This is a genomic window from Streptomyces sp. NPDC058240, from assembly GCF_042882135.1.
In the GTDB taxonomy this organism is placed as follows: Bacteria; Actinomycetota; Actinomycetes; order Streptomycetales; family Streptomycetaceae; genus Streptomyces.
In genome coordinates, this window is record NZ_JBHVWT010000098.1 from 1 (window position 1) to 9945 (window position 9945).

A 9945-nucleotide genomic window follows, 5' to 3' on the forward strand; every position below is an offset into this window, starting at 1 on the left:
TCCGAGTAGTCCTTCATCGCCATCGGCGGTCTTCTCGCTTCCTCCGGATCAAGAAGATCCAGTATCAGCGTGTCCACCACTCAGGGGGAGGCCCCATTGTCCCGTCGCATTTGATCTTGCCCACGGGCAAGGCTGTGACCAGGGGCGATGCAAGGGTCGGTGAGATGGGGCCTTGACGGATTCTCACTTCGTGTTGTCCCGCTGCAGCACACCTCCGGGGATGTATCACTTGATGTTGTCGGTCAGCTGGTTCTATTCACGAATTTCGACAGGTGGGGCCCGGGCCGGTGGGCTGATCGGTCCGCGAGTCTTGATCGCTGCCGAGCCTGCTGATTAGCTGGCCGGTATGACTGAGCTCGGACCCGTCGCCTGGCCACCTGCCCCGATCAGGACCGAGAGGCTCGTGCTCCGTGAGCCCGAGACCCGCGACCGTGCGGCGTTCATCGAGCTGCTCGCCTCGCCAGAGGTGCACACCTACCTCGGCGGCCCCCGGCCGCGTGACGAGCTTGAGCGCGAGATGTCCGGGGCGCCCGAGCGGTGGCCCGGGAGCTTCGTCGTTGATCTCGACGGGTCGATGATCGGCCAGATCCTGCTCAGGAGAGCAACGGGGCACCGTCGCCCGGCTGCCGCGGGGAAGGTCGATCTCGGCTACCTGTTCCTGCCGCGGGCGTGGGGATTCGGGTACGCCGCCGAGGCGTGCGCGGCGGCACTCGGCTGGTTCACCGGCGCGCTTCCCGGCGAGCCGGTGGTGCTCACCACCCAGACCGCCAACGTCGGCTCGATGCGTCTCGCGGCGAAGCTGGGGTTCAGCGAGGTAGAGCGGTTCGAGGCCTATGGCGCCGAGCAGTGGCTCGGCATGTGGTCCCCGGTCACGCCGTCCGAATGAGCTCGTGCTCGACAGCGCGGATCCGCAACTCGACAGCACTGCTGGGACGGAACCCAGCGCTGTTGAAACTCGGGCTCTGGCTCGCTTCCGTGAAGGCGGCACGCTGAGTGAGGAGTGTGCGGTGACCAGTTGTCCCTCTCACCTGTCCCGCCCCCGAATATGGCGATGCGAAGCCGCTTGCCGAGCAGGCCGTTTCGATCACGCCGCGCCTTGTAATGTTTGACAGTGCGATACGACCCTTCGATCTACGATGGCGCAGCTGTCCACTACCGGTACGGGAGACCCGCCTACTCGCCCCAGCTCGAGGCTCTCCTCGTTGAGGAACTGGGCCTGGACGGCAGCGGAGGGCTCCTGGACGTCGGGGGCGGCCCCGGCATCCTCACCGTACGACTGGCCCACCTGTTCGAGGAGGCTGTCGGCCTCGACCCCGACGTGGCGATGATCGCCGCGGGGCGCCGGGCCGCCCAGGAGCAGGACATCGCGAACATCACCTGGATCCAGGCCCGGGCCGAGAACCTTCCCGCAGTGGTGCCCGGGCCGTTTCGTCTGGTCACGTTCGGCCAGTCGTTCCACTGGACAGACGAAGTCCGTGTGGCCGAAGCGGTGTACGACATGCTGGAGCCGGGCGGTGCTCTGGCCCTTGTCGTACATACGGCCGAAGGGCGGGCCGTTCCGTCGCACCCCGGGCCACCGCGGATTCCGCACGACGAGATCAGGGAGCTGGTTCATAAGTATCTCGGATCAACGAGGCGAGCGGGCCAAGGCACCGCGCGCGTGCAAGCCCTCGGCGTCCGGGACACCCTCGCCCGCACCCGATTCGGCGCGCCACGGGTGATCTTCGCTCCCGGCATCCCTGACCTCGTACGGGATGCCGAGAGCGTGTTGTCCGGTTACTTCTCCATGTCTTATTCCGCGCCGCACCTCTTCGGGGACCGTGTCGAAGAATTCGCCGGGGAGGTGCGAGAGCTGCTGCGGGAGCGATCTCCCGATGGCGTCTTCTGGGACTGGCCCGGTGATACCGAAGTGATGCTCGCCCGCAAATGACCGAGAGAGGGCAGGGCGACGAACGGGTGCGGCCAGCCTGGGATGAATTGCGAGGCACAGGCTCGACACATCAACCACGACAGGAGAATTCATGCCCACCAAGACGCTGCAGATTCCCACCACGGACGGCCGGGCCGACGCCTTCGCCGCCTTCCCCGACCGTGGCGAGCGGCACCCAGGGGTGCTGATGTACGCGGACGGCTTCGGCATCCGGCCCGTGCTGCGGGAGATGGCCCGCGAACTGGCCGGGCACGGGTACTACGTGCTCGTCCCCAACCTCTTCTACCGGCACGGCCCGGCACCGGTGATCGAACTTCCCGAGCACATCGGAGAAGAGGTCCGGCCCGCGGTCTTCGCCCAGCTGATGCCCTTGATCGAGGCGCACACCGCCGAACGTGTCCTGAGCGACGCCGACGCCTACCTCAGGTTCCTCACCACCCAGCCCGAGGTCGGCGCCGGACCGGTCGCGGTGACCGGCTACTGCATAGGCGGCCTCCTGGCGATGCGCACCGCCGCGGCCCACCCCGGCCAAGTGGCCGCCCTCGCCGCATTCCACGGCCCCGTGGGCGCGGACGGGCCGGGTGCCTTCGCCGAGATCACCGCCCAGGTCCACTTCGGCCACGCCGAAAGCGACCTGACGCCCGAAGCCCTCGGCGAGCTCAACCAGGCCCTGGACGCCTCGAAGGTCGACTACACCTCCGAAATCTACCCCGGCACCGTCCACGGGTTCACCATGTCCGATACCGACGCCTTCGACCCCGCCGGACTACAGCGCCACTGGGACCGCCTGCTCCCCCTCCTCGACCGCACACTCGCCAACAGCTGAGGCTCCGGATCGGAACCAAACCTGAAGTACACGGCTGCGACCAGCAGACAGCGCGGCGGGCCACACCGATGCCTGCATGGCCGTGGCCCACCTGGCCACCGAACGCTGGATGGCCGACGAGCAGGCCGACTTCGTCCGGGATTTTCTTTCGGCTGGCGCGGCGGAATTACCCGCCGTCGCCGCCGGGGCGTCCCCGGCGAGCGGGGCATCCCAGGCCGTGACGGCTGTCTCAGCCAATCCAGTCCACCCAGGTCAGTGGTATCCGCGGCGACTAACTTCGCTGAGAAGGGACATGGTCCACGGCACCTGACCGAGTAGGGATCTGACCAGCTTAGAAGGCTACTGGTCAGGCCCCCGTCGCAGAGACGGATAGGTGAGTCAGGCGCTCTCAGCGCGGATCATCTTGCGCGGACTGCTGCGGGCAGCTGCCAGGTCCTTCTCCAGTTCGTCGACTCGCTCCTTCAACGGCTGAAGCTGGGCGATCTCCTGTTCAAGTCGCCTGTTGGCATTGGTGAGTTCGGAGATGCGCGCGGTCATCTGCTGGTTGCCGACCTGGTCGAGTTGCCGACCGAGTTGCTGGCGGACGGCTTCGCGAAGGCGGTCACGTTCCTGGCGGAGGGCGGTGATCTCCTCGCGAGCCACGAGCAGGTCGGACTTCAGGCTCGCCGGGCTGGCCTGGCGACCGTCGTATCGTGCGACGACAGGTTCGTGTTCCTGCTGGCGGATGGCCGCTTCAACGTGCTCGCGTACGCCTTCGGCATAGACGAGCCAGGTTGAGACCTTCGCGGTGCGGGCGATTGTGGTGAAGGTGATGGGCTCGCCGTCGGCCAGCATTCTCTGGACGGCGTCCAGGACTCGCTGCCGTTTCCGAAGGCTGTCGGCCCTGCGGGAAGCCGCGAGAACCTCGGTCGGAGTGCGGGCTGCGGGGCTCACTTCTTGTCCTGCTGAATCACGGTGAGGGGCAACAGCTTGCGGCTTTCGCCTGCCCGCAGACGACGCAGGACCGCGGCTGCTTCTGCCAGCTCGGCGCGCTCTTCCTCCGGCATGCTCGCCATCCGCTGAAGTTGTCGCGCCGACGGTGGACGTGGACGTGTGGTCCGCGGACATGGCAGCCCAGCGTGCGTGAGTCAGCCAGCAAGTGGACATCCTCACGGCGCATGCCGAGGGTCTCACCGATGCGCATCCCGGTCGCCCGCATCAGCACGATCATGAATCGGTCCCGGGCGTTGCGGGCCAGCTGGACCATGACCTGGATCTGCTCGGAGGTGAAGCACTCGATACCGGGCTCACCGGTCTTGAACCTCAGGGTTCGGGTCTGTACCTGTCGAAAGCGCCCGCCCTTGATCTCCAGTGCCTGCACCGCCCCCGTGGTCGTCCACGGGAGGGTGAAGAGGGTGTGGTCCGGCAGGGCTAACAGGAGCCAGCCCGGCCAGCCGTGGGCGTGGATCGCCTCGGGCGGGATGCCTTCGAGCGCGGCCATGGCGAGCTGGGCGTGGTAGCTGGGCGCGTAGTCCCCCTGATCCACCGGGACGCCTTCTCCCGGCGGTAGGCCATGTGCCCGTATCCCATGCGCTGGTGCTGCTCGGCGACCCGGAGCAAGTATGCCTCCGCCTTCTGGCCGCGTACGGCCAGGAGGTAGGCGAGCGGGTGGCGTTCGGCGGCGTCAGGTGTCACGGGCCATCCCTTTTCGCGGGCGCCACCAGTTTCCCGGCTTCCGGCGGGCGGGGGAAGGCCGCCGATCCCCACCGTGGCGCAGGCCGACGAAGCACTGGACCGCATCGTGCGCCTTGCGCAGCGGATCGCCCCGCACGCTGTCAGCTCGCTGGCCGACGAGATCTCCGCCTACCGCGCCTACCGCGCCTACCGCGCCTACCGCGCCTACCAGCAGCATGAGGGAGAACTCGTATGAGCAGCACCGGCCTCACCGCGGCTCTGTTCGCCGGAGTCGTACCGCCGGACGGCGAGGAACCGCTGGCGGAGGCTGCCGGCGCCGCGCTGGCCCGCGCCGGGTACGCCCTTCGGCATGGCAGCTACAACGGACTGATGGAGGCCGCCGCGCGCGGCGCCGCACCCCACGGAGTACCGGTCACCGCGATCACGCTGGCCGACCGCCCCGACTGGGGAGCGCTCAACCCCTACGTCACCACCACCGTGTACGCCCCGACCATCGGCGCCCGGTTGCATGCCTATCTCGACGACGCCGACCTGGTCGTCGCGAAGGGCGGAGGGGTCGGCACGCTGCACGAACTCACCGCCGCCCTGTACTACGCACCACGATCCGCTCCCTTCCCGGTGCGGCTGCTCGGGCCCACCGCGTGCCGCCTGGGCACGTTCCTGCGGGCCGGGGGATGGCTGACCGAGAGCCCCACCCGGCCGCTGGGCTTCCTGCGGGAACTCCCCGACGCCGCGGCCCTCGAAGCCGATCTCAAGGCCCTCGACGCCGGGCGGTGCGAGCGATGACCTTGCCCGCCGTCACCTTCGCGGAGAAGATCGCAGGCGCCGCCTACCGGCCCTGCCCCTACCAGCTGCCCGGAGGCGGCACCCTGGACACCTACTTCGACCCGTACCGGCTGGCCGGTGACCCGGAGCTGCTGACGGAGACCGCAGCCGCGCTCGCCGGCCTGCTGCCCGCCGACACCGAGGCCCTGGCAGGTCCCGCGCTGGCCGGCATCCCGCTGGTCACGGCGGTGTCCCTGCACACCGGTCTGCCCGCCGCCTTCCTTCGCCCCGCTCCCAAGGAACACGGCACGTGGCAGCAGACCGAGGGCGCCGACCTGGGCGGCCGGCGGATGGTCCTGCTGGACGACACCGCCCGCAGCAGCACAAGTCTCCTGCACAGTGCCCGCCTGCTGCGGATGGGCGGCGCGCGTGTCTGCACGGCCGTGTGCGTCCTGGACCGGGACGCGGGCGCCGCCACCCTGCTCGCCGACCACCACATGGTCCTGCGCGCCCTGGTCCGGAACCCGGACGGTACCCGGTGACCGCGCCCCGCAGAGCGGCGCTGTTCGACCTGGACGGGGTGTGCTGGACAGTGCCGCCGCAGTGCGCTCCACCCTCGCGGCGGTCGCCACCTGTGCTCTCGGCCGCCGGGTGACGCCGGATGACCTTCCGCCTGCTGCCCTGCGCCGCCCCCGCTGCGAGGTCCTGGCGCTCCTGGACATCGCCGACCCTGACGACGCCTGCGACCGGTGGTGGGACGGCGCGGCGTCAGCCATCCCTGTTGAACTGTTCCCCGGGATTCTCTGCGGGCTGCTGGCCCTGCGCGCGCAGGGCACAGCCGTCGGCGTCGTCACGGTCCAGGACCCCGACCGGCTGCGGTCGCTGCTGCCACCAGCCCTGTCCGAGATGCTGGACGTCGTCGTCACACGGCAGGACGCGCCGCCCAAACCGGCTCCCGACGGGCTGCATCTCGCCCTGAACCGGCTCAACGTCCCACCAGGGCGTGTGGTGTTCGTAGGGGACAGCCTCACCGACATGACCGCGGCCCGCGCCGCCGGCATCGTCGCGCTCGGAGCGGTCTGGGGCTGGCACCCTCCCGCCGCCCTGCGCGCCGCCGGGGCCGATCACCTCCTGCCCGAGCCCGCCAGCATCGGGCCGTCCCTGCTGCACCACCTGCCCCTAATCGACAGCGCGTGACCTACCCGCCGCACTACAGTGGAGGGGCGCCCCTACGGGCGCCCCTCTTGCACTTCTGCACTCAGAGGACACAGGCGAATGCGCGTGATGCGGCGACGAGCGCCGGCGCCGAGCTGGAGCACTGAGAGAGCGGGCCCCGCTCCTCAGCCCCGACTCCCGGTCCGGCTCGGCGCGCACCCCATCACCGTTCCCGGACGTCTGAAAGCTGGCCCGATGCCTGTACCGCCCACCAGCGGCCGTCTGCAATGGACCGACGTCCCCACGGCGCTGCGCGCCCGCCTCGAAGACGCCTCGGCGCACCCGTGACCGACACCGTCTCGGCCGGTTTCCCCGGGGCCGGGCAGAGCTGCCCGGTGAGGCCGTGGGGTTCGTCGCCCGGCAGGTACAGGTTCCCGCTTCTGAGCTGGAGTCCTATGACTGAACGGGCCGCACGGTCGAGTACCACCGGGCGCAGATCCTGGGACATCTCGGCTTCCGCGAGTGCAGCGTCGCGGACGCGGAGAAGCTGGCAGTGCATCTGGCCGAGCATGTCGCGCACAAGGAACGCAGGCCCGAGCAGGTGCGGGTGGAGCTGCTGACACGTTGCCGCGCGGAGAGCATTGAGCCGCCCACACCGGGCAGGTGCGACCGGATCGTCGCGGCCGCTCTGCGGGCGGCTGAGGAATCACTGACAGCCGTGGCGGCGATCGCGCACAGCAGGGTGAGCAGCAAAAAGGCGTGGTTCAGCGGTATGAGATGGGTCAGCCAGCCGATGGCGGCGGGGCCGGAGAGCCTGCCGAGGTAGCCGAGCCCGGCGACGCGGGAGACGTTGGCCCCGGCGGCGGAGGGGTCGACGCGCCCGGTCGCGCCGTACAGCTGGGGGTACGCAGCCGGACAGTCCCAGGCCGAACAGCACCCAGCCCGCGAACGCGGCCCAGATCCACGGTGTGGACGGACACGATCGTGATCCCGACGGCGGCCGTGACCGCGCCGTAGCGCGGGACCGCCATGGGCCCGAACCGGCCGGATATGCGGTCTTGTTCAGCCCTGCGGCGGGGTGAGCGCATTGAGGCTCGGGCGGATCGCTGCCGCGGCAGCGGCAGCGGCAGCGGCTTCGTCTCCGGCCTCGATCGCCGCCAGCAATGCGTCGTGGGGTTCGACGCCGCTCTCCTGGATCACGTCCTGGCTGCGCAGCGCGTGCAGGCTGTCATGGAGTCGGCCGACGAAGAAGCGGTAGCACTCCAGCAGCACGCTGTTTCCTGCCGCTTCCACCACGGCCAGGTGGAAGTCCGCGTCGGCACGGGCGAACTCCTCCGGCGCGGTGGCGCGATTTCGGGCAGCGAGCAAGCTGCGCAGCCGTCGCAGGTCGGCATCGGTGCGGCGCATGGCGGCGAGCTGGGCCGCCTGAACGTCGAAGCCGAGCTGGACCTCGAACACTTCGCGTACGCCGGCGGTCCCGAACCGGCGCAGCATGGGGGCGGGGTCGGTGGTGGAGACCACGTAGGTACCGGCCCCCTGCCGGGTCTCCAGTACGCCCAAGTGCACCAGGGCCCGTACCGCCTCTCGGATCACGGTACGGCTCACTCCCAGCTCCTCGGTGAGCCGCTGCTCGGTCGGCAGTCGGTCTCCGATCGCCCAAGTGCCTTGCTTCAGAGCCTCGTTGAGCTGGCCAACGACCTCGTCGACCGAGGACCTGCGGCCGATCATGCGCATGAGAGCTCCTTCGCCGGTTGCAATCTTCCGGCCCCACAGTATCCTGATCATCTGCTATCAGTCATCAGTCATCATACAAATTTGGAGTTACTATGAAGCAATTCATCACCCCCGATTCCTTGGCCTGGGCCGCACAGCTGCGCGAGGACACCGGGGCAGACGCCATGCCGTTCGCCCCGGCGGTCGTCACACGCGGCGACACTGTGTGGCTCTCGGGCGCCACCGCCTACCCACTCGTACATCAGCACCCCCACGACGAGGCCGAGCTGACAGTGCCCGAGGGAATCGCAGAGCAGACCCGGGCCTGCCTGGAGAACCTGCTCATCGCGTTGAAGTCGGCTGGCGGCGACGTCCAGGACATCGTCAAGGTCACCATTTTCAACACCGACATGGACGCCCAGAACGAGGTCAACCAGGTCTACGCGGAGTTCTTCGGCGAGCACAGGCCGGCACGCAGCCATATCGGCGTCAACCGCCTGGTCGGCCCTGAGCTGAAGATCGAGATCGAGGCCGTAGCGGTCCTAGGCTGACAGTGATGGCCCTTGGCAGATGGCGTGCTCCCCGATCAGGGTGCGCCATTCGCCCTGCCCACGTCGGTGCAGGCAGCGGGCAGGCGGCCTTCGCTGCCCCGGCTGACGACTGCCTGCCCAGTAGTTCCTGCCTTTCAGCGGGATCAAATATCGCAGGAGCAAGAAATGTCTCTCTTCATTCCCGATTTCGACGGAACTGTCGTTGTGCGCTCTGCTGACGCCGAATTGATAGGCGAGGGCGGCCCGGTAACCAACCAGTTGCTCGTCGACAGCTCCGCCACAGGCGGGGCACTCTCCAGCATGCGTGTCACTCTCGGCAAGGGTGCCAACGGCGCCCGTCCTCACCACCACAGCAAGTCCGCCGAGATGTTCTACGTCCTCGACGGCACCGCCCAGCTCCTGTCCGGCGATGAGGTGGTCACCGCGGAGCGCGGAGACGTTGTCGTAGTACCGCCCGGTACACAGCATGCCTTCGCCGCCGCACCCGGTGAGATCGCGGACATGTTGGTCATCATCACGCCCGGAGTGGAACGCTTCGAGTACTTCCGCCACCTTGAGCGCATCCACTACGGCAAGGTGCCACCGGAGAGCCTCCTCGAAGTCCAGGAACTCTACGACTCCTATTTCGGGACGAGTGCTGCCTGGAACGCCGCACGCGAATAGCGAATAGCCGACTTCGTTCACGCTCAGTACCGGCGTTTGTCGATGAGCTTCACCAGATATGGACGCGGCTGGAGCTGGTGCCTGAGGGCGCGTGGGAGCCGGCCGGGTTCACCCCGGAGGGCTGGTCCGGGGCAGGGGCGGCGGCCGCGTGACGCACGCGACGGACCGTCCTGGGCAGGGGCGCGGTGTCGCAATTCCCGCCGGGTTCTACGCGCCGTCGCCCACTGTGGTCCTTCCCAAGGGCGGCGGCAGCCTGGTGGTGCGTTTCGTCGGGGAGGACGGCCGTGAGCGCGACTTCCGGTTCTGCGAGCTGCCCCTGCCAGGGCTGCATCAGGACTTTGCCCTGGCGCTCGCGACGCGGATCGGCCCGACTTCGAAAGGAGCCGCCGTGGACACGTGGAACTGGAACTCTGACCGAATGACCTCGCGACCCGACCACTACTGCGTGCTGTCTGGCATCCCGTCGTAGCTTCACGAAACGTTCACGGATCCCCGGCCTCGCGTGGCCATCGTCAACCGGCTGACCTTCAACGGCTCTTTCATCCAGACCGGCACCGAGTCCTACCACCTCACCGACTCTGCTGCCCAATTCACTGCGGGGGTGAGGGCGGGTCCGCGATGATCGTTCGCGAGGTCGCTTTTCCGTCGTGCGGCCGTGGAGGCGGTAC

14 protein-coding genes and 1 pseudogene are annotated in these 9945 nt (G+C 68.6%); 11 read left to right on the top strand and 4 right to left on the bottom strand.

Annotation, left to right across the window (positions count from 1 at the left end; translation table 11 throughout):
- Positions 1-346 precede the first annotated feature (346 nt).
- The 3 genes from ACFVX4_RS40880 (at position 347) to ACFVX4_RS40890 (ending at position 2756) form a co-directional block, all read left to right on the top strand.
- Positions 347-886: a GNAT family N-acetyltransferase gene (locus ACFVX4_RS40880; RefSeq protein ID WP_389988230.1), complete on the top strand. Its 540-nt coding sequence runs from the start codon at positions 347-349 to the stop codon at positions 884-886.
- A 225-nt stretch (positions 887-1111) separates the two neighbouring features.
- Positions 1112-1930, top strand: coding sequence for a class I SAM-dependent methyltransferase (locus tag ACFVX4_RS40885; RefSeq protein ID WP_389988233.1), 819 nt, complete (start codon positions 1112-1114; stop codon positions 1928-1930).
- Positions 1931-2021: 91 nt separating this feature from the next.
- On the top strand, positions 2022-2756 hold the full coding sequence (locus tag ACFVX4_RS40890) for a dienelactone hydrolase family protein (RefSeq protein ID WP_389988236.1): 735 nt from the start codon (positions 2022-2024) through the stop codon (positions 2754-2756).
- A 378-nt stretch (positions 2757-3134) separates the two neighbouring features.
- Here the strand turns inward: ACFVX4_RS40890 and ACFVX4_RS40895 are convergent, their stop codons facing one another.
- Together ACFVX4_RS40895 and ACFVX4_RS40900 are read right to left on the bottom strand one after the other, a co-directional pair.
- On the bottom strand, positions 3135-3689 hold the full coding sequence (locus ACFVX4_RS40895; protein ID WP_389988239.1) for a DUF6262 family protein: 555 nt from the start codon (positions 3687-3689) through the stop codon (positions 3135-3137).
- A gap of 16 nt (positions 3690-3705) precedes the next feature.
- The gene (locus tag ACFVX4_RS40900; protein ID WP_389988242.1) at positions 3706-4281 is read right to left on the bottom strand and encodes a hypothetical protein; all 576 of its coding nucleotides are present in this window, start codon (positions 4279-4281) and stop codon (positions 3706-3708) included.
- A 255-nt stretch (positions 4282-4536) separates the two neighbouring features.
- Between ACFVX4_RS40900 and ACFVX4_RS40905 the strand changes: the two genes are divergently transcribed.
- From ACFVX4_RS40905 to ACFVX4_RS40925, 5 genes are all read left to right on the top strand, one after another.
- The gene (locus ACFVX4_RS40905) at positions 4537-4665 is read left to right on the top strand and encodes a hypothetical protein (protein WP_389988245.1); all 129 of its coding nucleotides are present in this window, start codon (positions 4537-4539) and stop codon (positions 4663-4665) included.
- Entirely contained in the window at positions 4662-5216 is a 555-nt protein-coding gene (locus ACFVX4_RS40910) for an LOG family protein (protein WP_389988248.1), read from the top strand. Before ACFVX4_RS40905 ends, ACFVX4_RS40910 begins: the two co-directional genes overlap by 4 nt.
- A complete protein-coding gene (locus tag ACFVX4_RS40915; RefSeq protein ID WP_389988251.1) occupies positions 5213-5737 on the top strand; it encodes an orotate phosphoribosyltransferase in 525 nt (174 codons plus the stop codon). The genes ACFVX4_RS40910 and ACFVX4_RS40915 overlap by 4 nt, the downstream gene beginning before the upstream one ends.
- Positions 5738-5777: 40 nt before the next feature.
- On the top strand, positions 5778-6392 hold the full coding sequence (locus ACFVX4_RS40920; protein ID WP_389988254.1) for an HAD family hydrolase: 615 nt from the start codon (positions 5778-5780) through the stop codon (positions 6390-6392).
- A gap of 457 nt (positions 6393-6849) precedes the next feature.
- Positions 6850-7176, top strand: coding sequence for a hypothetical protein (locus ACFVX4_RS40925; RefSeq protein WP_389988267.1), 327 nt, complete (start codon positions 6850-6852; stop codon positions 7174-7176).
- Here ACFVX4_RS40925 and ACFVX4_RS40930 read toward each other — a convergent pair.
- Together ACFVX4_RS40930 and ACFVX4_RS40935 are read right to left on the bottom strand one after the other, a co-directional pair.
- A pseudogene (locus ACFVX4_RS40930) lies at positions 7065-7408 on the bottom strand (MFS transporter); the annotation flags it as partial. The gene ACFVX4_RS40925 and the pseudogene ACFVX4_RS40930 sit on opposite strands and share 112 nt — an antisense overlap.
- A 4-nt stretch (positions 7409-7412) precedes the next feature.
- The gene (locus ACFVX4_RS40935) at positions 7413-8084 is read right to left on the bottom strand and encodes a FadR/GntR family transcriptional regulator (RefSeq protein ID WP_389988256.1); all 672 of its coding nucleotides are present in this window, start codon (positions 8082-8084) and stop codon (positions 7413-7415) included.
- Positions 8085-8176: 92 nt separating this feature from the next.
- On the opposite strand from ACFVX4_RS40935, the gene ACFVX4_RS40940 reads away from it, so the two are divergent.
- The 3 genes from ACFVX4_RS40940 to ACFVX4_RS40950 all read left to right on the top strand — a co-directional run bounded on the left by ACFVX4_RS40940 (position 8177) and on the right by ACFVX4_RS40950 (position 9746).
- Positions 8177-8614: a RidA family protein gene (locus tag ACFVX4_RS40940; protein ID WP_389988259.1), complete on the top strand. Its 438-nt coding sequence runs from the start codon at positions 8177-8179 to the stop codon at positions 8612-8614.
- A 165-nt stretch (positions 8615-8779) separates the two neighbouring features.
- Positions 8780-9277, top strand: coding sequence for a cupin domain-containing protein (locus ACFVX4_RS40945; RefSeq protein WP_389988262.1), 498 nt, complete (start codon positions 8780-8782; stop codon positions 9275-9277).
- Positions 9278-9425: 148 nt separating this feature from the next.
- Positions 9426-9746: a hypothetical protein gene (locus ACFVX4_RS40950; RefSeq protein ID WP_389988265.1), complete on the top strand. Its 321-nt coding sequence runs from the start codon at positions 9426-9428 to the stop codon at positions 9744-9746.
- Positions 9747-9945: the final 199 nt, after the last annotated feature.